Origin of the sequence: Aromatoleum toluclasticum ATCC 700605, assembly GCF_000378245.1 — a bacterium.
GTDB lineage: Bacteria > Pseudomonadota > Gammaproteobacteria > Burkholderiales > Rhodocyclaceae > Aromatoleum > Aromatoleum toluclasticum.
This window is the reverse complement of record NZ_KB899495.1, coordinates 352,256-374,400: the sequence shown is the minus strand read 5'-3', so window position 1 is coordinate 374,400 and position 22,145 is coordinate 352,256. Positions and strand designations below refer to the sequence as shown.

Here is a 22,145-nt window from a genome sequence, read left to right as displayed (position 1 = left end):
CTCCTCCTCAGATTCCGATTCCGTACTCGTGCCACCGGGCCTTGATCTTCGCCAGCGTCTCCTCGTCCATGCGCGCCTCGACCGGCTTCTGCTTCCATTCATACGGAATGCAGGCGTCCATCAAAATGCGCGAGGTCGTGAGCTTGTCGGAGTTCGGGTCCAGCGCCGGGTCGAGCGGCGTCGAGCGGCCGCGCTTGATGAGCTCCGTGCCGCGCATCGGGTCGTAGCGGCAGGACAGCGCCCAGAACACGCGTTGCAGGTCGTCGGCCTGGATGTCCTCATCGACCGTGATGACGCCCTTCATGCCGTAGTTGCCGGTGTTCGTGCCGAGCACCGCGTCGGCGACCTGGCGCGAATGCCCCGGGTAGGCCTGCTTGAGCGACACCACCGTCCAGAAGCGCCCGGCCGACTCCGGCAGCACGCATACCGACTGGATGCCTGGAATGCGCATCTGCTCGAGCTCGGTCCACAAGGTCGCCGTGCGCGTGAAGGCAAGCAGCATATGTACGTCGGTCACCGGACGGCCCTGGCCGGTGGCCCACAGGATCGGGTTGTTGCGATGCAGGATCTGCTGCACTTCCAGCACCGGCTTCGGGATCGGCTTGTGCAGCTCGTCGGTGTAGTAGCCGGTGTATTCGGCGAACGGACCTTCCGGCAGGAAGTTGTTCGGGTCGATCTCGCCTTCGAGCACGATCTCCGCGCCCGCCGGTACCGGCAGTCCGGTCAGCGGCGCCATCAGGAACTCGGACTGCTGGCCGCGCACCGTGCCGGTGATGTCATAGTCGCTGGCGCCCTTGTGCATCAGCGTGCCGGCCATGAAGATCAGCGGATCGCAGCCGATGATCGCCGCGGCAGGCATCTTCTTGCCCATCTTGGCGTACTTCTTCATGATCCGCTCGCCGCGCTTGCCCGGCAGGATCTGCACGCCGCAGCGCTTGTCGTCGAGCATCTGCATGCGGTAGGTGCCGAGGTTGACCTCCCCCGTCTCGGGGTCCTTCAGCACCAGCGACACCATCGTGCCGATGTAGCGCCCGCCGTCGAGCGGGAAGAACTTCGGCACCGGGAACATGTTCAGATCGACCTTATCGCCGGTCAGCACGTTTTCCAGCACCGGCCCGTCCTTCACTTCCTTGGCCTTGATCAGGCCTTCGGAGGTGATCGTCTTCTTCATCCACTGCTGTGCGGACTGGCACAGCGTCAGGTCGTGCGGCAGGCCGAGCATGATCGCGAGTCGCTTGGTCGTCGCGAAGGCCCCGGTGAAGACCGGCGTGTCGTAGCCCTTCACGCTCTCGAACAGCAGCGCCGGGCCTTTCTTCTCCTCGGTGAGCTTCGAGACGTGCGACAGCTCCAGATTCCAGTCGACCTCGGTCGTCACGCGCTTGAGTTCATGGGCTTCTGCGCACTGGTTGATGAAATATCTCAGGTCCATTCGGATGTCTCCTTGGCGGGAAAGTTGGAGTTGTTGTGTGACGGGAATCAGTGCATGGCCTGCACCGACTCGATGACTTCGTAGCCGGCAGCCGCGAGCGCGTGCGTGACTTCGGCCGTGTCCGCGTGATGGAAGCGCACGATCACCTTGCGTTCCTGGTCGCCGCTCGCGACGCCCTTGGGTCCGAGGCTGATCGGGTAGATCGCATGCACCTCGGCGCCGGTGCCTTCGACGATGTCGGCGATACGGCCGATCGTCCCCGGACCGATGCGCGTCGGCGCCAGCGTCACGCCGCTCCTCCGCTCCCACGCGCCGAGGAAGTGCGCCGCGAGCGAGAACATCTCGATCGCCGAGATCATCCCGACGACATGGCCGTCATCCATCACCGGCAGCTGGCCGACGCCCGCCTGCTGGCCGACCTGCAGGCAGCGCTCCATCGTGTCGTTGGCGTCGATGGTCGCGGGGTTGCGCACCATCACGTCCTTCACCTTCACGTGGTTCGAGAAGTAGTTCAGCTCATCCGGGCTTTGGCTGCGGATCGCCGCGTGCGCCGCGCGGAGGCACCCGGCGCGCGTCACGAGTCCGCGCAGCCGCCCGTCATCGACGACCGGCAGCGCATGCAGGTTGGTTTCCGACAGAATCCGCTTCGCTTCCGACAGCAGCGTGTCGCTGCCGAGCACTGCGGGGTTGGCTTGCATCCAGTTGCGTACGATCACCTTGGTATCCTCCTCAGGACAGGCGCTTGCCGACGATCAGGCTCGACACGATGTAATCCATCGCCGAGGTCGCCCCGGTCGTCGCCGGTGCCTTCTGCTTGTTGCTCCAGATCGTCTCGGGGCGCGCCTGCAGCACGAACACGTTGCCGCCCACGGGCAGGTTCTTGTCGATCGCCCACTCGATGTCCATCGGACGGCCGTAGTGCTTCTCGATCTTCTTGGCCATCCACGCCAGCTCGGTGATCTCGTCGTCGATCACCGACTGGATGTTCTGGCGCTCGATCGGAATTTCCATCGCCACCGAGCGCTGCAGCTTGAGGTCGGCCGTGTAGCAGATCTCCTTGGTCGAGATCGTCCGCTCGATGATGTCCAGCGTGACCTTGTTGACCACGAAGTTGTCCGGCGTCACCTCGCCCGACACCACCGATTCGCCGAAGCCGAAGTTCGAGTCGATCACGATCACCGAGCGGTCGCCGGTCGAGGGATGCAGCGTGAACATCACCCCCGCCGTATAGGCGTTCGCCATCTTCTGCACGCCCACGCTGATCGCCACCTGCTCGTGCGGGAAGCCCATCCTGATGCGGTAGGCGATGGCGCGCGCGGTGTAGAGGCTGGAGATGCACCTGCGGATGTGGTGCATCACGTCGTCGATGCCGCGGATCCACAGATAGGTGTCCTGCTGCCCGGCGAAGCTCGCGCCCGGCAGATCCTCCGCCGTCGCGCTGGAGCGCACCGCCACCGGGACCGCCGGCAGGTAGCAGCGCACCGACAGCTTGCGATAGGCCTCGGCGATCAGGTCCTCCAGCTCGATCGAGATCGGCCGCGACTCGATCATCTGGCGAATGGCGTTGGAGGCAGCCTCCAGCTTGTCCATGTCCTCGTGATCGAGCCCGCGCAGCAGCGCGTTCACCTCGTCCTGGATGCCGGCTTCACGCATGAACTGAGCGTAGCCGGCGGTGGTCACCGCGAAGCCCGGCGGTACCCGGATGCCTGCGTTGATCAGCTCCCCGAGCGAGGCGCACTTGCCGCCGACCAGCGGCACAGAATCCTTGTTGCAGTCCTCGAAGAAGCACACCTTCGGAGCCCCGCTGTCGATGCCGGGGGCGAGACGCACGTCGTTGGCCATCAAAGCGCTTCCCATCACTGGTCTCCCCGTCACTGAACGATGGTCACGAGGCCGGTCGAGCCATCGACCCGCAGCGTCATGCCCGTCTTGATCACCCGTGTGGAATGGCCGGTGCCGACGACCGCCGGCATGCCGTACTCGCGGCACACGATCGCCGCGTGGCTCATCACGCCGCCGACGTCGGTGATGCAGGCCTTGATCTTCGCGAACGCGGGCGCCCAGGACGGCGAGGTCGTCGGCGCGACCAGGATTTCGCCTTCCTGCAGGTCGCGGATCTCCTCCGCGCCGCGGCACACGCGCGCCTTGCCTTCGACCATGCCCGGGCTCGCCGGGAAGCCCTTCAGCTCGGTGATGCTGTCCGGGTCGGCAACCTCCTGCACCGAAGCCCACGCGGAGAGCGAACTGTTCGTGACGCCCCACAGCACGATCGTGAAGGGCTCCTGGATCACCTCCGGCGCGATCCCGATCGCCGGCGGGGGCGCCCACTCGCGGAACTTCTGCATCACGCCCTTGCGCCACTCGATCTCGGCGGGCCAGGTCTTCGTGCCGCGCGGCGTCACGCCGGTCGCCCAGGCCGTGACGATGTCCCACAGCGCCTGCTTGATCTCGTCGCGGCGCAGCAGCCAGATGTCCTCGATCTCGGCGATGAGGCCATGTTCCTGCATGATCGCTGCCACTTCCCGCATCTTGTTCCAGAACACCGAATGGAACCAATGCTCGACGTAGAACAGGTGGTTCTCGACGTAGGGGAACACCGTGCGCGCGCAGCCCAGCAGCTCGTCGAACTGCTTGCGGTCCTCGTCGTTGTCGATCAGGTCGCGGTATTCGGCGGTCACGCGGTCGCGCTCGGCCCGCACCGCTTCCATCGGGCGGTCGATCGCCACGCCTTCGCGCAGCTTGCGGATATAGGTCTGGATGCCGTCCAGCGGCAGGTTCAGGTTGTCGTTCCAGCTGCGGTCGGTGTGGAACCAGCCCGTGCCCGACGAGATGTTGAACCACGGATAGCGCGCCTTCTCGAAGGCCGCGAGCCACTCGTCACCGTGGCGGTGACCCGCAAGCGCCGCCTTCACGTCGGCCCACTCACGATGCACGGTCACGACGTCATCGACTTCCAGCGCGACCGCCTTCTTCGCCAGCGCCTTCAGCTCGTCATCGGACTTGTACATGATCACGTCGATACCCGAGATCATCTGCGTCACGCGCTGCAGCGGGATGCTCGGGAACAGCTTCTGCGTGAAATCCATGAAGAACACGTAGGCCGCATAGCCCAGGTTCAGGAACTCAAAGTGGTACTGCCAGCACTTGATGCCGAGGTTGATCAGGTCGTCGTAGTTCTTGATCAGGTGATAGGCGGTCGACTCGCCCACGCCGTCGGTCACCACCTTCAGATCCTCGACCTCCGGCAGTCGCGGGATCGGCAGCGCCTCCAGTTCGGCGATGGTCGCTTCCATCTTCGTCTTCCACTTCGCCTCGAGCTCGTCCCAGTTCTTGTAGTAGTAACCGGCGCGCTCCATGAAGTTGGGCACGCGCTGGCCGATCTCGTCGGGATCCTTCACCGGCACCGGCGAGATATAGACGTAGCCGTTGATGATGCGGTGATCGACGCCGCGCACCGGCGGCACCTGGAAGATGCGGTTGTTGAACTGCGACAGCGCGAGGTACCAGGCCTCGTCCCAGATCGTGTCGAAGGGGTAGAGCGGTTCCGGGTAATGCAGCCCGTCGTAGAACCAGAACGTCTCCTTTTCGTACTGGTTGCGCTCGGGATCGTCGGACACGAACTGGTACTGGTACGGATACATCCGCTCCCAGCCCTCGGTGCCCGGAATCGTCTTGCCCTTCACATCGTGCGGAACAGGAAACTTCATGTGTGTCCCCTCGTGCTTGTGTAGTTTTTGGGTTTCGCCGGACTCGTTTCGCGGCCGGTTGCCGGACAGCCATCGCAACCGCTGTGCCAGCAGCCACTGCCGCAACGCAGCAACATCACATGCCAACCGAGTGGGAAGAAGGGGTGTCGCGGCCGTCGTGCAAGGGGATGGCGCACGTTGCGCATCTGCGGAAAAAAATCTTTTCTCACCCCTCGAAACGCCTTGCGGGGCCTCGCTTTCCGCCGCGCGCGCCAACGCGACGTTTGATCAATTGATGAGCTTTCGGACGCTAGACACGGGTGGATTCATCATTTGGTGAACCCCCTCCTGGACGGCCCGAATTGAAAGTAAAAAGCACGACTTCGAATCATTTGACTTGGGTCAATACAGGGGGCAGGTGCGACGCGTAGAAGGAACGATCCAGGAGGAGACACCACATGAGGACCAGGCAATGACCAGGGCCCATTCCAAGTCGCGAGCGGCGGCGGATGACCTGCGCTCGCGCGTCCATTTCTGCGCCGAAACCGGCCAGATATGGCTGCACGAGCACCGCATGCTTCTAGTTCATGCCGAGGCCCAGTCCTCGCTGCGCAAGGAGCTGATCGACACGCTCGGGATGAACCGGGCGCGCGGCCTGCTGCTGCGCATGGGCTACGCGTCGGGAACCCGCGACGCCGAACTCGTGCGCACCCGCATGCCCGAGTTGAGCGAGACCGACGCCTTCATGACCGGCCCGCAGCTGCACTCGCTCGAAGGCATCGTCGGCGTGATCCCGATCCGCGTCGAAGTCGACCGCGAAGCCGGGAAGTTCCACTGCGAGTTCCGCTGGATCAACTCGTGGGAGGGGCAGTCGCACCGGCGCCAGTACGGCATCCATAACGAGCCGGTATGCTGGACTCAGATCGGCTACGCCTGCGGCTACTCGTCAGCCTTCATGGGGCGGCGGATCCTGTTCAAGGAAGTCGAATGCGCCGGTATGGGCGACGACTGCTGTCGCATCGTCGGCAAGCCCATCGAGGAATGGGAAGACGCCGACGAGCACATGCGCTACTTCGCCCCCGATCCCATCGCCGACCAGCTCATCGACCTGCAGACCCAGGTCGTGCAACTGCGTTCGACGATCGCCGAGAAGGAGAACCTCCCCGCCGACATGATCGGCAATTCGCCCGAGTTCCGTCAGGCGCTGGCGCTCCTGAAGCAGGCCGCCAGCGGCCAGATCACCGTGCTCTTGCTCGGCGAAACAGGTGTCGGCAAGGAACTCTTCGCGCGTGCCCTGCACGAGATGAGCAACCGCTGCGACAAGCCGCTCGTCGCCATCAACTGCGCCGCGATCCCGCACGATCTCGTCGAATCCGAACTCTTCGGCGTCGAGAAGGGCGCCTACACCGGCGCGCAGGTGTCGCGTCCGGGGCGTTTCGAGCGTGCCGATGGCGGCACCCTGTTCCTCGACGAAATCGGCGACCTCCCGCTCACTGCGCAGAGCAAGCTGTTGCGCGTACTGCAGGAAGGCGAGGTCGAGCGCCTGGGCGACGACAAGGTGCGCAAGATCAACGTCCGGCTGGTCGCTGCGACCAACGCCGGCCTCGCGCAGCTGGTCAAGGAAGGGCGCTTCCGCGCCGACCTCTACTACCGCCTCAACGCCTTCCAGATCAACATCCCGGCGCTGCGCGAACGGCGCGACGACATCTCGCCGCTGGCGAAGCACTTCCTCGAGAAATACGCCGCGATCAACGGCAAGAAGCTGCTCGGCTTCACCGACAAGGCCAAGAAGGCTCTAGTCGGCTACGCCTGGCCCGGCAACATCCGCGAACTGCAGAACACCATCGAGCGTGGCGTGATCCTTGCCCCCAACGGCGGCCGCATCGAGATCGAGCACCTGTTCCTGTCGCGCAGCCAGGACGAGGTGCAGGAACTGGGGCTCGATTCCGACGGCAAGCTCGACATCAACGGCCCGAACGCCGGCCGTGCGCTGTGCGACGCCGTGTGCGACGGCACGATGACGCTCGACGAAGTCGAGGCAATGCTGCTCGAGGCCGCGATGGACAAGGCCCGCGGCAACCTCTCGTACGCCGCACGCATGCTCGGCCTGACGCGCCCCCAGCTTGCCTACCGCCTCAAGCGCCTGCACGAGGAGGCCACCTCAAGCGATGCGGCCCCGGATGCCGAGGCGGGGACGGCATGACATGAGCGCATTGCGCGAAAAGGTGCTCGACTACCTGAAGGCGCACCACGCGATGAGCATCGCCTCGCATGGTGAGGAGGGTGTCTGGGCGGCGACCGTGTTCTACGTGAACGACGGCTTCCGCCTGTACTTCCTGTCCGCGCCGACCACGCGGCACAGCCGCAACATCGCCCACGATGCCCGCATCGCCATCACGATTCAGGAAGACTGTGCCGACTGGCCCGAGATCAAGGGCATCCAGGCAGAAGGGCGGGCGGCCGAAATCAGCGGCGCCGAGGAAAGCCGCGCGCGCGAGCTCTACGGCGAAAAGTATCCGGTGGTCGGGAAAGCCGCCCAGGCGCCCGCCTTCATCGTGAAAGCGCTGGCGAAGGTGCGCTGGTACCGCTTCGAGCCCGAAAGCCTCTACTTCATCGACAACTCGGCCGGCTTCGGCCGTCGCGAAGCCGTCGATTGCCGCAGTCAGGCGTAGCGCAGGGGCTCAGCTCTGCTCGACCAGCTTTCCCGTCCGCGCTTCCCTGACAGGATCCGCCGCGGGGTGCAGTTCGACCCGGCGAAACGCCCACGCTGCTGCCACGCCGATGCCCGCGAGCACCGGTATCAGCCAGCGGCCGCTGTCCCAGCCGCCGAGCGTGGTCGCCAGCGCCGCGATGGCCGGGACGCCCACGAAGGTGCCGATGTTCGCGCATTGCATCAGGATGCCGTTGGCGATCGCGATGTCGGGCGGCGTGCGTGCGATCAGCGGAATCCCCCCCATCGTGGCCGCAGGCAGCAGCCCCCCGACGCTACAGGCGAAGACCGCCGCAACCGAGCGCAGCACCGGATCGTAGCCCGCGGTGAACACGAACCAGCCGAACGCGCCCATCATGACCGACACCCCGGCCAGCAGCGCCCAGCGCGGAACGCCTCGTGCCAGCCAGAAATCGGTCGTCAGGTTGCCGAGGATATTGCCCCCCACGGCAATGGCGGTGAGCCAGGTCGCGTGCTGCGGCGTGTAGCCCATGTGCTCGACCGCGAACGAAGGCAGCCAGGTCGCGATCATGAACCAGATCGACGCATAGCAGCCGAAACACACCCCCATAAGCCAGGGTGCGGGCTGCGCGAGGCGCGCGCGCGTGAACATTGCCACCGGCACCGGGCGTGAGCCGGCTCCCCGTTCCGCCCCGCCGCGCAGCGACAGCGCGAGCAGTAGGCACATGCCGATCGCCAGTGCATTGGCCGACCACAGGCCGCGCCAGCCGTGGTGTTCGAGGATGTAGGGCGCAATGGCCATCATCAACCCCATCCCGGCGGGCATGTAACAGCTCCACAGCGACAGCAGCCGCCTGCGCCGCGGAGGGTTGTCGGCCGCCGCGGTCGCCAGCAGCGAAGGGGCGGCGACCACGAGCAGCACGAATCCCGCGCCCTCGCACGCCCGCGACAGGATCAGCGCCAGTCCGTCGGCCGCGGCCGACCCGAGGGCGGAACCCAGCCCCAGGAACAGCAATCCCGCCAGTAGCCCGCGCTGCGCGCCTATCCGGGCGAGCACCAGTCCGATGAGCACGCCGAGCGTGGCGGCTGCGGCGTTGATCGCGGTCGCGATCCAGCCCGCGTGAACGAGGCTCACCCCGAGCTCATCCCTGATCGCGGCCAGCGCCGGAGGCACCTTGCCGACCTGGGCCGAGGCGAGGCAACCGGCGAGCAGCGCCAGCGCCGTCCTGCTGTCGAGGGTCTTCATGCGGATCCTGCGGAAATCGTACGGAATGGATTCAGGATGGAAGTAAAACCGTTTGACGTCAAGCAAAAAAGCGGCGCACGGGAGGGCTGATGACGACGCGCAGCGTCGTGCGAGCGGCGCTATAGTAAGCGCTTCGCCTGCAGGGGATGCGGGCCCGATATCGGAGTCGCCCATGGAACGGCCACGTGGATTGCGCACCTGCCTGTACGACGAAACCCAGCTCGAACTGGTCCTCTCCGACATGGCGCAAGCGCTCGCCAAGCGCCTCGATCGCGCCGATCCCGTCGCTGTCGTCGGCATCCTGCGTCGCGGTGCGCCGCTTGCAGACCGGCTGGTCGCGGCCCTGCAGCGCCATCACGGCATGCCGGCACCGCTGCGCCTCGATCTCAGGATCAAGCGCTACGAGGACGACCTGACCCTGCTGCACCCCGAAACCCGCCTGGACGCCAACGAGGAACAGCGCGCGCTGGCATTGAAGGACTACACCGTCGTCGTCGTCGATGACGTGCTGTACACGGGGAATTCGATGCTGCGGGCGGTGGCCTGGCTGGCGCAGAAGCAGCCACGGCAGATCATTGTCGTCACGCTCGCGGACCGCTGCGTCACGCGCCTGCCGATCCATGCCGACGTCGTGGGAGTCCGCTTGCAGGTCGCTCCGCCGGACGTCGTCGAATGCAACGTGCCGCCCTACGAGCCGACGTTCCGCATCGAACTGCTGAAGCTCGAAGCGGGGGCTGCTACGTCCCGGGGTTGAGGGCCGCGCAGGCGGATACCTCGCATGAAAAAGGGGGCCGGCGGCCCCCTCGTGTCGATTGCCCGGGCGCCTGGGCGCCCGTGTGTGCTCAGGCGGCCTTGCGGCTCTTCGTGCTGCTCGCCTGTGCCGTCAGCATGGGCTGCAGCGCGTTGCTGGCCGCGGCCATGTTGGTCTCCGCCACGTCGCGGCTGGTCTTGACGAAACTCTCGTAAGCGGCGCTGGCGTTGCTCATTGCGGTCTTGACCGCATTGACGAAGTCGTTGGTGCCCGTCGGGGCGGTGTGGGCGAAATTCTCCACGAACTCGCCCAGGCCGCGTGCGGCTTCGTCGAACTGGCGGGTGCCGAAGGCGGCGATCTCGCTCTGGGTCTGGAAGAACAGCTCGTTGACGTTGCGGAAGTAGTCGGCGGCCTGTTCCAGCGACTGATTCTGGGCAGCGAGGCGCGAGGCGAACTGCTCGCGCATGTCGCCCTCGACCAGCGGCGCAGCGCTCACGGACACGCGCGCGCAGGCACTGCGTGCGGCATCGATATTGAGCGCCAGCAGGCGTTCGGTCGCGTTCAGGATGGTGTCGGCGAGCGACTGGAAGGCTTCGATGTTGCCGTTCGCGGCTTTCGCCAGTTTCTGGGCGGATACAAGATTGTTCACGTCAAGCTCTCCTCGGCTGTATGTGATCATGGGCGCTATCCGATCTTCGTCGTCTGGGCGTCCGGCAGTGCGGAAAAGGAATGCTACGTTGCGGGCGTCACCCGTGACATACATCGTTCTGCGTGTTTTGGATACCTGATTCCAGGTATTTCGCCCGCGGCAGGGGAATTATCCCGATATCGTCGTGATTCCGTTGCGAATGGCATATTTCGTAAGCTCCGCCACGCTATGCAGATCGAGCTTCCGCATGATGTTGCGACGGTGCACCTCGACCGTGGATGCGGCCAGGTGCAGGCGTTCGGCAATCCGTCCCGAGGTATGCCCCTCCGCGATCAGTTGCAGCACCTGGCGTTCGCGTGCGGTGATGCGCGGCGTCGAGGTGTCGCGCGGCGTGTTGTCCAGCAGCGCGCTCGTGACCGTCGCGGCGACGTCGGGGCAGAGATAGGTCTTGCCGAGCTGCACGGTATGGATCGCTCGCAACAGCTCCTCGCCCGCCTCGGCCTTGGTGACGTAACCGCGTGCCCCGGCATTGAGCAGGTCGAGCACGAACTGCCGGTCGGAGAACGCCGACAGGCCGATGACCTTCACGTTCGGCCGCAGGGCCAGCAGGCGCCGGGTCGTCTCGATTCCGTTCATCGCGGGCATGCCGATGTCTATGCACACGATATCGACCGGCTTGTCCCCGACGAGGGCCAGCAGTTCGTCCCCGGTGCCCGCAACGCCGACGACCTCGATGCCGGGCTCCTTCTCCAGCAACGCACGCAGCGCATGCAGGAACATGCGGTGATCGTCTGCAAGGGCGATATGCACTTTCACGTTGCTCATACCGGCCCCGCGCTTGCGCTTCGCTCATTGGCCAAGCTTCTTGCCGAGCGCGGCTGCTTGCTGAATTCACCTGCATGGAGATCGAAGCTGACCCGGATCTCGGTACCAGTCTGCAGTTCCGAATTCAGCGCGAATGTTCCGCCGGCAAATTCGGCGCGTTCCTTCATGGTGAGCAGACCCAGTCCCGGCGCCGTACCGGACTCGCCGAGATGCCGCGGATCGAAGCCGATGCCGTCGTCGGCGATGTCCATCAGCAGCTGATTTTCGGAATTTTCCAGATGGATACGGACGTTTCGCGCGCGCGCGTGTTTCGCGCAGTTCGTGAGCGCCTCCTGGGTGATGCGGAAGAGTAGTGACTGGACGTTCGAGGGCAGTTGCATGTTGAAGTCGGTGGTGTCGAGGTGCACGGCGATGCCCGTGCGCAGGTGGAACTGCTGCGCATAGTCCTGCACGGCTGGAATCAGCCCGGCATAGTCCAGCGTCGCCGGCCGCAGGTTGGTGCAGATGTCGCGGATGCCGGTGATGGTGTCGAGCAGCAGGGCCTGTGCGTCGTCGAGCAGGGGTTCGAGTTCCGCGTGTACGGGGGCGGGCAGCGCGCGCGCAAGGTTCGTGAGTGTGAGCTGCAGTGCGGCGAGATTGGGGCTGGTGTGATCGTGCAGTTCCGCGGCGAACTTGCGGCGCTCGTTTTCCTGCACGTCGACCATGTGGCGCGAGAGCTCCGCGAGCCGTGTCGCGTGGGCCGCGCGCTCGAGCTCCAGCTGCTTGCGGTCGGAATTGTCGGAAAGCACCGTCCGGCTCGCGACGAAACTGCCCTGCGCGTCGAAGATGGCCGTCGAGCTGAGCAGCACGGGCATCGATGTACGGTCCTTGCGCAATAGCTCGATATCCATGTTGCGCAGGAGGCCGGTCTTCTTGAACGTGCGGAATACCTGTCCGAACAGCGCCCGGCTGCTTGGGCTGAACAACTCGAACGCCCGCATGCGCCCGACGACTTCTTCGCGCGCATAGCCCAGCCAGCGCAGTTGTGTGTCGTTGATGCGGATGATCATTCCGTCGGCGTCGAGCGAGTAATAGCCGCAGGGCGCATTCTGATACAGATCCTCGATCTCGAAAGTCTTGCGCCGCAGCTCCTGCTCCGCGAGCTTGCGTTCGGTGATGTCCTGCGTCGTGCCGTAGAGCTTATATACGCGACCGCGGTGATTCTTGACGGGGACGATCGTTGTTGCGTGGTAGCGTTGGGCTCCCGAAGGCAGGAGCACGCTCTGTTCCAGCTCCTGTCGCGCGCCGGTGTCGATGGCTTCCCAGAATGCGGCGCGGGTGTGCTCCACCGATTCCAGCGAATAATAGCCCAGTGCCTCGTTCAGGTCGGGCGTGCCCTGCGCGCTGGAGCGCTCGAACAGGCGGAACAGTTGCGGTGACCAGCTCATTGCACCGGTGTCGCGATCCAGCTCCCAGTCGCCCATTCGTCCGACGGCCTGCGCTTCGTGCAGGCGAGCCTCGCTTGCGCGCAGAACCTCTTCGGCATTGGGTCGATCGGCAATTTCCCGGGGCATGGCAAGCTCACTGCGTCGAAATCGACGCAGGGGACACAAAAACGCATGGCGCCGCGTCCGGGTCCGCGCCGACATTCGCGTGTGCGTTTCCGGACGGTGCGAAATCCCAAGCTACCGCTTTCATTCTAGTGTGCCGGTCAAGAATATTTATAGGAATTGCGCTCGTCCAAAGCACGCGATCGGTTCACCCGCCGATACGTGTTCCGCAGCCCGAAGATGCGGGCGGGACATCTCCCGCGGAGTCGCGTTCCACGGTCATTCTGACGGCATTTCCGGAAATGACGTTAGCGCGAACTTTCGAAACAATCGATCATACTGGGGGGCGTATCCGGGACCTATACCCGGAACCCCGTAGCAGCATGTAACGCGATGTTTCGTCAGGCGTTCCTCATTCTTCCGACATCGTGTGACGAGGCGGGCGGAGGAGGTAGCGTGCCGGATCGAGCGCTTCCACCAGCGAACGCTCCAGTGGCAGGGGATCGCCCGCGAGTTCGCTCGCGAGCAGTTCGGCGGCCAGCGCCGCCCAGACGAGTCCGCGCGCACCGAAGCCTTCGACCGCGTAGAGGCCGGGATGGCGCGGAATGGACGAGAGCGGGCTCGCACGATCGGCCTGCCGCACCGACGGAACCGCACCGACCATCGGCAGGCGGTCCGGCGAAGCCGGGCGGAAGCCGACCCGTCCGTCGAGGCGGGCCGGATCGAAACCGGCGGCGAAGCCCGGCAGGATGAAGTCGAGCTTGGCAAGATTCTCGCGATGATCGGTCACGCGCAGCGACGGATCTTCGTCGTTCACCGAAAACGTTGCGCCGGCGCAGCGTACTCCGTCGATGGCCGGGCTGACGTAACCGAGGCGGCACACGACCACGCGCGGCGCGCTGTCCGCCTGCGCCGGGAGATGGCTGACCTGGCCGCGCGCGCTGCGTACGGGCAGGGCGGCGGCCTGCGGGAACTGCCGGATGCCGACGCCGTTCGCGACTATCGCGACCGGCGCGGCGGCGATCAGCTTGCCGTTCGCGTCGAGTGCGCGCCAGCCCTCGCTTCCCGCATCCAGCGCGGCGGCCCCGCGGCCGAAGTGGCACCGGATCGCCTCCGGGAAGGCGGCGAGGTTCGCCCTGCAAAGGCTGGGCGGATTGACCCAGCCGCCGCCGGAAAACCACCATCCGCCCAGCGGTAGCGGCCAGCCCGCAAGGCGCGATGCCTCGTCGCGGTCGACGAACCCCAGGTACTCCCCGGGGGCCCGCTGTGCCTCGACGACGCGCCGCTGCTTTTCCTCATGCATCGGGTCGCGTGCCAGGTGCAGCACGCCGCACGCATCCCAGCGCACCGGCAGGCCGCGGGCGCTCAGGCGCTGCAGGTGGCGCAGTCCGTACAGTGCTCCGGCGCGGGTGATGCGGGCGAGGCGGTTGTCGTCGAGGCTGGGCAGGGGGCGCAGCACGCCGCTGAGGTTGCCCGACGCGCCCTGTGCCGGCTCCGCCGCCGCGTCGATGACGTCGACCGTCCAGCCGCGTTCGGCGAGACGGTTCGCGATGCTGCTGCCGGCGAGCCCGGCCCCGATCACGAGCGCATGGCGGACCGGGTCCGTTGCGGCAGTGTCGCCGGCGTTGACGAAGCGGGCGCGCAGCATCTCGCGCTTGCCGGTGAATCCGGCCACCTTCTCGCAGTCGAAGCCGAGCTCGCCGAGTGTGCGCCGCACCTCGCCCGTCACCGACCAGGTCGCGAGGGTGGCGCCCGCTGCGGCCAGGCGCGGCAGTTCGCGCAGCAGTCCGGCCGACCACAGCTCCGGGTTCGTTGCGGGCGAGAAACCGTCGAGGTAGAAGGCGTCGCTGCGGCACTGCAGTTCGGGGATCAGTTCCAGCGCGTCGCCGAACAGCAGCGTCAGGACGACGCGGCCGCCGTCGAGATGCAGGCGGTGGAAGCCTGGCGTCAGCACGGGCCAGCTCGCCTGCAGCTCCGCCGCCAGCGACGCGAGTTCGGGCCAGCGCGCGTGCACGACGGCGAGGTCCTCGCGAGGGAAGGGATGACGCTCGACCGACACGAAGTGCAGCCGGTCGCAGCGCTGCGCATCGTCGCGCCATGCCGCCCAGGTCGCGAGGAAGTTGAGTCCCAGGCCGAAGCCGGTCTCGACGATCGTGAAGCTCGCGCGTCCCTGCCAGCGTCCCGGCAGGCCGTTGCCGCCGAGGAATACATGCCGCGCCTGCTCGAGTCCGCCGTTGTGTGAGTGATACACGTCACCGTAGGCGACCGAGCAGGGCGTGCCGTCCTCGGTGAAGTTCAGGCGGGCAGGGTCGATGGGCATGGGCGTCGGGTGGAACGGTGAAGAAAAAGGCCGCCTCGAAAAGGACAGGGCGCCTTGCGGCGCCCTGGTTTCCTTGCAGTGTCCCGCTCACTCCATCCGCATCTGCGGGAACAGGATCACGTCGCGGATGCTGGGGCTGTCCGTCAGCAGCATCACGAGGCGGTCGATGCCGATGCCGCAGCCGCCGGTCGGGGGCAGGCCGAATTCGAGCGCGCGGATGTAGTCGGCGTCGAAGTACATCGCCTCCTCGTCGCCGGCTTCCTTCGCCTTGACCTGCTCCAGGAAGCGCGCCGCCTGGTCTTCGGGGTCGTTCAGCTCGGAGAAGCCGTTGGCGATCTCGCGGCCGACGATGAAGAGCTCGAAGCGTTCGGTGATGTCCGGGTTGGCGTCGTTGCGGCGCGCCAGCGGCGACACCTCGGCCGGGTAGTCGATGATGAAGGTCGGCTCCCACAGCTCGGCTTCGGTGGTCTCTTCGAACAGCATCAGCTGCAGCGTGCCGAGGCCGGCGCCGTCACGCGGTTCGGCCTTCATGTCCTTGAGCTTGTTCCGCACCCACGCGGCGTCGTTGAGCTGCTCGACGGTGTAGCCGGGGTGGTACTTGCGGATCGCCTCGACGATGGTCAGGCGTGCAAACGGCTTGGACAGGTCGAGTTCGCGGCCCTGATACACGAACACCTCGGTGCCCAGCGCCTCGCGCGCCGCCTGACGCAGCAGGCCTTCGGTGAAGTTCATCAGGCTGCGGTAGTCTGCATAGGCCTCGTAGAACTCCATCATCGTGAATTCGGGATTGTGGCGCGGGCTCAGGCCTTCGTTGCGGAAGTTGCGGTTGACCTCGAAGACCTTCTCGAAACCGCCGACCACCAGGCGCTTGAGGTAGAGCTCGGGCGCGATGCGCAGGAACAGTTCCATGTCCAGCGCGTTGTGGTGGGTGGTGAAGGGCTTGGCCGCCGCGCCGCCGGGGATGGGGTGCATCATCGGCGTTTCGACTTCGAGGAAGCCGTGGTTGACCATGTAGTTGCGGATCGACTGCACCATGCGGCTGCGCGCGACGAAGGTGAAGCGCGTCTGCTCGCTCATGATGAGGTCGACGTAGCGCTGGCGGTACTTCTGCTCGACGTCGGTGAGACCGTGGAACTTGTCCGGCAGCGGACGCAGGCTCTTGGTGAGCAGGCGGACTTCCGACACCTTCACCGACAGCTCGCCGGTGCGGGTCTTGAACACGGTGCCCACGCCGCCGACGATGTCGCCGATGTCCCAGTGCTTGAAGTCGGCGTAGACGTCCTCGCCGACGGCGTCACGCGTGACGTAGAGCTGGATGCGGCCGGACAGGTCCTGGATGGTGATGAAGCTGGCCTTGCCCATGACGCGCTTGAGCATCACGCGGCCTGCGACCTTGACTTCGACCGGGTTGGCGTCCAGGGCTTCGGCTTCCTTGTCGCCATACAGCTCGTCGAGCTTGCCGGCGGTGTTTTCGCGCGAGAAGTCGTTCGGGAAGGCGCGGCCGGTGGCGCGCCACGCGGCCAGTTTTTCACGCCGCTCGGCGATGATGTGGTTCTCGTCGGGCACGGTGACGGGGTTGTTGTTCTGGTCGCTCATGAATCGGCAGGCTACGGCGAAAAAAGACAATTGTGGCATGCCGCGGGATACCGGGCAAATTCGAACCATCAGGGAAGGCCCATGCCGCCCCCGAGGTTTGCCCCGGCCGTCGCACATCTTCCGCCGGTCGTCGCGTGCCGGGCGCCGGTGCGCACATCCGTTTCGCGCTTCGCCTAAAGTGTCCGCCTTCGCGGCCGATAGAGGTTGCCATGTTTGGACAAAAATAGATCGGAGACTTCCCATGAGCTCGCCCGAGAGCCTGTACGTAACGATAGAGAAGACCTTCTGGAACTCGCTGACGAAGAAGCTGTGCAGCTTTCTGCTGTTGTGCGTCATCAACCTCGTTTACCTGGTCATCTACGGCAGCCAGCAGGCGAGCATCCGGACGCTTCTGGAGACGGGCAGCGTTTCGCCCGAATTGCTCGCGCAGACGATGGCGACCCTCGACGCAGGCTGGTACCTGATGCTAGGGCTGACCGCGATTGCGCTGGTGGTCTGCGCGGGACAGATCCTTTATCTGCGCCATCTGATCGTGCGGCCGGTGCGCCTCATCACGGACATCTTCAACGAGATCGCGCGCGGCGAGGGCGACTTCTCGCGCAACCTGCCGCTCGTCACGCACGACGAACTGCGCGATCTCGCGATCAGCTACAACCATTTCGCCGAGAAGATGCGCCAGATCATCGGCGACGTGCGCACGATGACCGTCAGCATCGCCCGCGACGCGGTGATCGTGAAGTCGCGCGTCCAGGGGGCAGCGAACAACGCGCGCCGGCAGGGGCAACTCACCGAGGTCGTGTTCAGCGCGAGCACCGAATCGACTTCCGCGATCGAGAGTGTGTCGGAGAGCACGCATCAGATCTCCGCGTCGACGACCAAGAACCTGGAAATCGCACGCGCTTCGCTGGGGGAGATGCGCGACATCGCTGAGAAGATCAACGCGGTGAGCGAGAAAGTGCTGCACTTCAACGCGACCGTGGACGACCTGTCGAAGCGCTCCGTGAGCGTGAAGCAGATCGCGTCGCTGATCCGCGAGATCGCCGACCAGACCAACCTCCTCGCGCTCAACGCCGCGATCGAGGCCGCCCGTGCGGGCGAGGCGGGCCGCGGTTTCGCGGTCGTGGCGGACGAGGTGCGCAAGCTCGCGGAGCGCGTGAATACCGCCGCCGAGGAGATCACCGGCAACATCGACGGGATGATCGGCCGCGTGATGAACACCCGCGCCGAGAACGAGATCATCAACGTCGACGTGCTGCAGGCGCGCGAAGTCGTCGCGCGCTCGGCGACGCAGTTCCAGTTCATGGTCGGCGAATTCGAGACGACCGGCGAGCAGTTGCTGCAGATCGCGACCGCGATGGAGCAGCTGTCGGCGACCAACGGGCAGGTGCATGAGAACGTGGCTGCGATCCACGATCTGTCGGGCACGGTTGCGACGCACATGGAAGAGTCCGAGGACTGCACGGTGAAGCTCGCCCGCGCGACCGAATCCGTGCAGGAGCTGGTGTCGCGCTTCAAGATCGGCAAGGGCGAGTTCGATCACGCCGTCGAGCAGGCGCGGATCTTCCGGGACCGTGTGCAGGCTCAGCTCGAGGAGATGAGGAGCAGCCGTATCGATGTGTTCGACAGGCGCTACCAGCCGATTCCCGACACCTTCCCGCAGAAGTTCAAGGTGTCGTGGGGCGACGAATATACGCGCCGCTGCCAGAAGCTGCTCGACGAATGCCTCGCGGCGATTCCGGGCTGCTCGTATGCCGTGGGGTTGAACGTCGACAGCTATCTGTCGGGGCACAACCTCAAGTATTCGAAGCCGCTGACGGGTAACCGGGAGGCGGATCTGGTCGGCAACCGCACTTGCCGCAAGTTCGAGGGGGTGGCCGAACTGCGCGGGGCGAAGAACACCGACCCGCTGCTGCTGCAGACCTTCATGCGCGATACCGGCGAGATCCTGTGCGACATGTCGATGCCGATCACCGTCGGCGGCCGGCTCTGGGGCAATGTGCGGGTCGGCATGCCGGCGGAGGCGCTGCTCGCCGAACGCTGAACGTCGTGCCACCGGGCGCCGTGCGGCGTCCGGTGACGTGCGGCGTGCGTCGCAGGGCGGGGTCAGCGTGCCTGTTCGGGCAGCTCGATCTTGACTTCCAGGACCTCGTAGTTGTCCTGCTTGTCGAGGTGCACCCTGATGTCGTCCGGATTGACCGAGACGTACTTCGAGATCACCTCGATCAGCTCACGTTGCAGCGCGGGCAGGAAGTCGACCTTGGCCGCGTCGCCGCTGCGTTCGTGCGCGATCAGCAGCGACAGGCGGTTCTTGGCGATTTCGGCCGTCTTCTTCTTTTCGCCGAAGAGGCGGGCGAGGAAGGACATCTCACTTGCCTCCGAACAGGCGCTTGATCAGGCCAGGCTTCTCGTAATTCACGAAGCGCAGGTCGCGGGTCTCGCCGAGGAAGCGCGCGACCACGTCGGTATAGGCTTCGGAAACGTCGGAGCCCTTCAGGTGGATGGCGGGCGTGCCCTGGTTGGAGGCCTGGAGCACGGATTCGGATTCCGGGATCACGCCGATCAGCGGCACGCGCAGCAATTCCTGCACGTCCTTGTACGACAGCATCTCGCCTTCCTCAACGCGCTTGGGCGAGTAGCGGGTGACGAGCAGGTGTTCCTTGACTGGCTCCTTGCCTTCCTCGGCGCGGCGGGACTTGGATTGCAGGATGCCGAGGATGCGGTCGGAGTCGCGCACGGACGAGACTTCGGGGTTGGTCGTGACGATCGCCTCGTCGGCGAAGGTCAGCGCGAGCACCGCGCCGCGTTCGATGCCGGCAGGGGAGTCGCACACGATGTAGTCGAAACCCATGTGCTCGAGGTCGTGGATGACCTTCTCGACGCCTTCCTCGGTCAGCGCATCCTTGTCGCGCGTCTGCGATGCGGGCAGCACGAACAGGTTGTCGCAGTGCCTGTCCTTGATGAGTGCCTGGTTGAGCTTGGCGTCGCCGTTGATGACGTTGATGAGGTCATACACGACGCGGCGCTCGCAGCCCATGATCAGGTCGAGGTTGCGCAGGCCGACGTCGAAGTCGATGACGGCCGTCTTGAAGCCCCGCAGGGCCAGGCCGGAGGAAAAGGCGGCGCTGGTGGTGGTCTTGCCCACGCCACCCTTGCCCGAAGTTACGACGACGACACGAGTCACGGTATGTCCTTCCAGATAGTGTGCGCTGCGCTCAACCGAGCTGCAGCGAATCGATGTCAAGTTTATGTTCGGAGCCGCTGGCAATGAGGCGCACCAGTGCAGCCTGGCCAGCGATGGAGGCGGGAATGCCCTGTTCGAAGGTGCGGTAGATGCCTGCGATCGACAGCAGTTCGGGGCCGAAGTTGGTCGTCACGATGCGCGCTTCGGTGTTGCCCTGGGCTCCGGCCAGTGCGCGGCCGCGCAGCGGGCCGTAGCAGTGGATGCTGCCGTCGGCGATGACTTCGGAGCCGTTGCTGACGCCGGCGAGCAGCACGAGGTCGCCGCCGCGGGCGTAGACCTGCTGACCCGAACGCAGCGGACGGTCGATGTAAAGGGTGTTCGCGGCCAGAGCCGGAGCCGTGGCCGGAGCGGGCTGTGCCGCGGGTGCAGGTTCCGGTCGCGCCTGCGGTGCGGGAGGGGCGGTAGCCTGGCGTTCGCGTAGTTCTGCACCGTCCAGGATCGCGAGGCCGGCCTGACGTGCCGATGCTGCGAGCTCCTCGGGCAGGTTGCGCACGCCGACGGGCTGCAGCCGGTAGCGGCGGAGCAGGCTGGCGAGGCCGACCCAGTCGATGCGCTCGGGATGCGAGGTCACGCCGGAGAAATCCAGCACGGCCGCTTCACCGTTGAAGAAGTCGGGCATGCCGCCGAGCATCAGGTGCAGGGCATCGGCGAGCCTTGCCGGTTCGGTTTCGCGCAGGACCGCGATGGTGGCGCCGATCGTCGCGTTGCGGAACTCGATCGAACGGGCGGCGTTGGGTGCGGACATGGGTGCGAAGGGGCCGAAAAGCTTTGAAGTCTACTGAGGACGATGGAATCGGGCAAGGCTCTGCGGGGCAATCGCGCAAACCCAGGCGTGGCGGGAGGAGCGCAGCGCATCCCGCCACGCCAACGGGCGAGGGCGCTCGAGTGCCGGATGGCGGGATCCGCCTTCGGCTCCCTTCGCCCTGCGCGGCATCGTGCGAACGGGGCTCAGTGCAGGGTCGGGGGCGAATCGACGTCGCCGGGGCCGCACTTGAAGAATTCGTCGATTTCGTCCGGTTCGAAGCGGTATTCGTGGTTCGACAGGTCGTCGCGCACGATCAGTTCGCCGTGTTCGGCGTAGATGCGGCGGACTTCGCTTTCGCCCAGGGAGCGCAGCATCGCGATGATCTTGTCGCGGTCGGGCGGGAAGTCGTGGATCACCGGGCGTGCGTCGTACAGGCGCACCGTCTCCTCGGCGAACAGGCGGCCGAGCAGGGTCTCGGGGTCGAGGGCGAGGAGTTCCTCGCGCGTGACGGTCTGGGCGAACTGGTGCGCGCGCGACCATCCGTCCTCGTCGCGCGCATCCGCGCCGGGCAGCTTCTGCAGGAAGAGCGCAGCGGCGGCATCCTTGCTGCAGGCGAGCCACAGGCCCGCAGGCTGCTGCTCGGATTGCTGCAGGTAGTGCTCGAACACCGCGGCGATGCTGTTGCCTTCGAGCGGGACGAGGCTCTGGTAGGGCTGGTCCATGCCCTGGACGTCCAAAGTGAGCTGGAGGATGCCGTCGCCGACCAGCTCCGGCAGGCGGTCGCCTTCGGGAACGTGATCGTCGAAGGCCGCGAAGCCGCGCAGGTTCAGGGCCTCGTTGCAGTCGATGACGAGCAGGCGCACCGGGCCGTGGCCCTGTACCTGGAAGGTGAGGCGGCCTGCCTGCTTGAGGTTGGCGGAGATCAGCGCGGACACGGCGCTCATCTCGCCGAGCAGGGTGGCGACGTTGCGCGGGTAGTCGCGGCCCTGTTGCAGCGCCTGCCAGACGTCGTCCAGGCGCACGACGGCGCCGCGGATGTCGAGGTCTTCGAGCAGGAAACGGCGGACGTAGCTCTTGTGGTCCTTCATGAGCGGGCTCCTTCCCGGGCGAACAGCGCCACGAGGCGTTCGGGGTCGAAACCGGCGATGATCCCGCCGGACGAGGTCTCGATCACCGGCCGGCGGATGACGCTGGTGTGCGCGGCCATCAGTGCGACGGCGTCCGCCGTGGAGGCGATGGCCTGCTGCGCGGGATCGAGCTTGCGCCAGGTGGTGCCGCGCGTGTTGACCAGGGCCTCCCAGCCGAGGCGCTCGCACCAGCGCGCGAGCGTATCGGGGGAAATGCCGGACTTGCGGTAATCGTGGAAAGTGTAGGCGATGTTCTGCGCATCGAGCCAGGCAAAGGCCTTTTTCATCGTGTCGCAGTTCTTGATGCCGTAAATCGTCGTGTTCATCGTC

The 22,145-nt window shown here is 65.7% G+C and carries 19 protein-coding genes; 4 read left to right on the top strand and 15 right to left on the bottom strand.

The window, feature by feature from the left end; all coding sequences use genetic code 11:
* Positions 1–7: 7 nt before the first annotated feature.
* Genes ppcB through F464_RS0111105 form a run of 4 tightly spaced genes read right to left on the bottom strand, consistent with a single transcriptional unit; the run spans position 8 to position 5,136 of the window.
* Positions 8–1,429, bottom strand: coding sequence for a phenylphosphate carboxylase subunit beta (gene ppcB, locus F464_RS0111120; protein ID WP_018989885.1), 1,422 nt, complete (start codon positions 1,427–1,429; stop codon positions 8–10).
* 47 nt (positions 1,430–1,476) lie between these two features.
* A complete protein-coding gene (locus F464_RS0111115; protein ID WP_018989884.1) occupies positions 1,477–2,145 on the bottom strand; it encodes a CBS domain-containing protein in 669 nt (222 codons plus the stop codon).
* Between the two features lie 13 nt (positions 2,146–2,158).
* Positions 2,159–3,286, bottom strand: coding sequence for a PEP/pyruvate-binding domain-containing protein (locus tag F464_RS0111110; RefSeq protein ID WP_018989883.1), 1,128 nt, complete (start codon positions 3,284–3,286; stop codon positions 2,159–2,161).
* 14 nt (positions 3,287–3,300) lie between these two features.
* A complete protein-coding gene (locus F464_RS0111105) occupies positions 3,301–5,136 on the bottom strand; it encodes a PEP-utilizing enzyme (RefSeq protein ID WP_018989882.1) in 1,836 nt (611 codons plus the stop codon).
* 451 nt (positions 5,137–5,587) lie between these two features.
* On the opposite strand from F464_RS0111105, the gene F464_RS0111100 reads away from it, so the two are divergent.
* Together F464_RS0111100 and F464_RS0111095 are read left to right on the top strand one after the other, a co-directional pair.
* The gene (locus F464_RS0111100; RefSeq protein ID WP_018989881.1) at positions 5,588–7,318 is read left to right on the top strand and encodes a sigma-54-dependent Fis family transcriptional regulator; all 1,731 of its coding nucleotides are present in this window, start codon (positions 5,588–5,590) and stop codon (positions 7,316–7,318) included.
* A 1-nt stretch (position 7,319) separates the two neighbouring features.
* The gene (locus F464_RS0111095; RefSeq protein ID WP_018989880.1) at positions 7,320–7,787 is read left to right on the top strand and encodes a pyridoxamine 5'-phosphate oxidase family protein; all 468 of its coding nucleotides are present in this window, start codon (positions 7,320–7,322) and stop codon (positions 7,785–7,787) included.
* A 9-nt stretch (positions 7,788–7,796) separates the two neighbouring features.
* On the opposite strand, the gene F464_RS0111090 is transcribed toward F464_RS0111095, so the two are convergent.
* The gene (locus F464_RS0111090) at positions 7,797–9,032 is read right to left on the bottom strand and encodes an MFS transporter (RefSeq protein ID WP_018989879.1); all 1,236 of its coding nucleotides are present in this window, start codon (positions 9,030–9,032) and stop codon (positions 7,797–7,799) included.
* A 172-nt stretch (positions 9,033–9,204) separates the two neighbouring features.
* Here F464_RS0111090 and F464_RS0111085 point away from each other — a divergent pair, with 172 nt between their 5' ends.
* Positions 9,205–9,786, top strand: coding sequence for a phosphoribosyltransferase family protein (locus F464_RS0111085; RefSeq protein WP_018989878.1), 582 nt, complete (start codon positions 9,205–9,207; stop codon positions 9,784–9,786).
* An 88-nt stretch (positions 9,787–9,874) separates the two neighbouring features.
* Here F464_RS0111085 and F464_RS0111080 read toward each other — a convergent pair whose 3' ends face one another.
* The 5 genes from F464_RS0111080 to lysS form a co-directional block, all read right to left on the bottom strand.
* Positions 9,875–10,432, bottom strand: coding sequence for a phasin family protein (locus F464_RS0111080; RefSeq protein ID WP_018989877.1), 558 nt, complete (start codon positions 10,430–10,432; stop codon positions 9,875–9,877).
* A gap of 168 nt (positions 10,433–10,600) precedes the next feature.
* Entirely contained in the window at positions 10,601–11,257 is a 657-nt protein-coding gene (locus F464_RS0111075; protein ID WP_018989876.1) for a response regulator, read from the bottom strand.
* Positions 11,254–12,810 (bottom strand): PAS domain-containing sensor histidine kinase, encoded by a 1,557-nt coding sequence (locus F464_RS0111070; RefSeq protein WP_018989875.1) that lies wholly within the window; start codon positions 12,808–12,810, stop codon positions 11,254–11,256. Before F464_RS0111070 ends, F464_RS0111075 begins: the two co-directional genes overlap by 4 nt.
* A 388-nt stretch (positions 12,811–13,198) precedes the next feature.
* Positions 13,199–15,106 (bottom strand): bifunctional tRNA (5-methylaminomethyl-2-thiouridine)(34)-methyltransferase MnmD/FAD-dependent 5-carboxymethylaminomethyl-2-thiouridine(34) oxidoreductase MnmC, encoded by a 1,908-nt coding sequence (gene mnmC / locus F464_RS0111065; RefSeq protein WP_018989874.1) that lies wholly within the window; start codon positions 15,104–15,106, stop codon positions 13,199–13,201.
* A gap of 87 nt (positions 15,107–15,193) precedes the next feature.
* Complete coding sequence (lysS, locus tag F464_RS0111060) at positions 15,194–16,702, bottom strand: lysine--tRNA ligase (protein WP_018989873.1); 1,509 nt, start codon at positions 16,700–16,702, stop codon at positions 15,194–15,196.
* 241 nt (positions 16,703–16,943) lie between these two features.
* Between lysS and F464_RS0111055 the strand changes: the two genes are divergently transcribed.
* Positions 16,944–18,743 (top strand): methyl-accepting chemotaxis protein, encoded by a 1,800-nt coding sequence (locus tag F464_RS0111055; protein ID WP_018989872.1) that lies wholly within the window; start codon positions 16,944–16,946, stop codon positions 18,741–18,743.
* Between the two features lie 62 nt (positions 18,744–18,805).
* Here F464_RS0111055 and minE read toward each other — a convergent pair whose 3' ends face one another.
* The 5 genes from minE to F464_RS0111030 form a co-directional block, all read right to left on the bottom strand.
* The gene (gene minE / locus F464_RS0111050) at positions 18,806–19,066 is read right to left on the bottom strand and encodes a cell division topological specificity factor MinE (protein ID WP_018989871.1); all 261 of its coding nucleotides are present in this window, start codon (positions 19,064–19,066) and stop codon (positions 18,806–18,808) included.
* 1 nt (position 19,067) lies between these two features.
* On the bottom strand, positions 19,068–19,883 hold the full coding sequence (gene minD / locus F464_RS0111045; protein ID WP_026295922.1) for a septum site-determining protein MinD: 816 nt from the start codon (positions 19,881–19,883) through the stop codon (positions 19,068–19,070).
* Between the two features lie 31 nt (positions 19,884–19,914).
* Positions 19,915–20,688, bottom strand: a complete 774-nt coding sequence (gene minC / locus F464_RS0111040; RefSeq protein WP_018989869.1) for a septum site-determining protein MinC — start codon at positions 20,686–20,688, stop codon at positions 19,915–19,917.
* A gap of 203 nt (positions 20,689–20,891) precedes the next feature.
* Positions 20,892–21,776: an Hsp33 family molecular chaperone HslO gene (hslO, locus tag F464_RS28330; RefSeq protein ID WP_018989868.1), complete on the bottom strand. Its 885-nt coding sequence runs from the start codon at positions 21,774–21,776 to the stop codon at positions 20,892–20,894.
* The gene (locus F464_RS0111030; protein WP_018989867.1) at positions 21,773–22,141 is read right to left on the bottom strand and encodes an ArsC family reductase; all 369 of its coding nucleotides are present in this window, start codon (positions 22,139–22,141) and stop codon (positions 21,773–21,775) included. The genes hslO and F464_RS0111030 overlap by 4 nt, the downstream gene beginning before the upstream one ends.
* Positions 22,142–22,145: the final 4 nt, after the last annotated feature.

Bases quoted from the DNA above. Each gene is read 5' to 3' on its own strand.
- F464_RS0111095 (WP_018989880.1), top strand. From the start codon at position 7,320: ATGAGCGCATTGCGCGAAAAGGTGCTCGACTACCTGAAGGCGCACCAC.
- F464_RS0111055 (WP_018989872.1), top strand. From the start codon at position 16,944: ATGAGCTCGCCCGAGAGCCTGTACGTAACGATAGAGAAGACCTTCTGG.
- mnmC (WP_018989874.1), bottom strand. From the start codon at position 15,106: ATGCCCATCGACCCTGCCCGCCTGAACTTCACCGAGGACGGCACGCCC.
- F464_RS0111070 (WP_018989875.1), bottom strand. From the start codon at position 12,810: ATGCCCCGGGAAATTGCCGATCGACCCAATGCCGAAGAGGTTCTGCGC.
- hslO (WP_018989868.1), bottom strand. From the start codon at position 21,776: ATGAAGGACCACAAGAGCTACGTCCGCCGTTTCCTGCTCGAAGACCTC.
- F464_RS0111110 (WP_018989883.1), bottom strand. From the start codon at position 3,286: ATGGGAAGCGCTTTGATGGCCAACGACGTGCGTCTCGCCCCCGGCATC.
- F464_RS0111030 (WP_018989867.1), bottom strand. From the start codon at position 22,141: ATGAACACGACGATTTACGGCATCAAGAACTGCGACACGATGAAAAAG.
- minE (WP_018989871.1), bottom strand. From the start codon at position 19,066: ATGTCCTTCCTCGCCCGCCTCTTCGGCGAAAAGAAGAAGACGGCCGAA.
- F464_RS0111085 (WP_018989878.1), top strand. From the start codon at position 9,205: ATGGAACGGCCACGTGGATTGCGCACCTGCCTGTACGACGAAACCCAG.
- ppcB (WP_018989885.1), bottom strand. From the start codon at position 1,429: ATGGACCTGAGATATTTCATCAACCAGTGCGCAGAAGCCCATGAACTC.
- F464_RS0111090 (WP_018989879.1), bottom strand. From the start codon at position 9,032: ATGAAGACCCTCGACAGCAGGACGGCGCTGGCGCTGCTCGCCGGTTGC.
- F464_RS0111105 (WP_018989882.1), bottom strand. From the start codon at position 5,136: ATGAAGTTTCCTGTTCCGCACGATGTGAAGGGCAAGACGATTCCGGGC.
- F464_RS0111100 (WP_018989881.1), top strand. From the start codon at position 5,588: ATGACCAGGGCCCATTCCAAGTCGCGAGCGGCGGCGGATGACCTGCGC.
- lysS (WP_018989873.1), bottom strand. From the start codon at position 16,702: ATGAGCGACCAGAACAACAACCCCGTCACCGTGCCCGACGAGAACCAC.
- F464_RS0111075 (WP_018989876.1), bottom strand. From the start codon at position 11,257: ATGAGCAACGTGAAAGTGCATATCGCCCTTGCAGACGATCACCGCATG.
- minC (WP_018989869.1), bottom strand. From the start codon at position 20,688: ATGTCCGCACCCAACGCCGCCCGTTCGATCGAGTTCCGCAACGCGACG.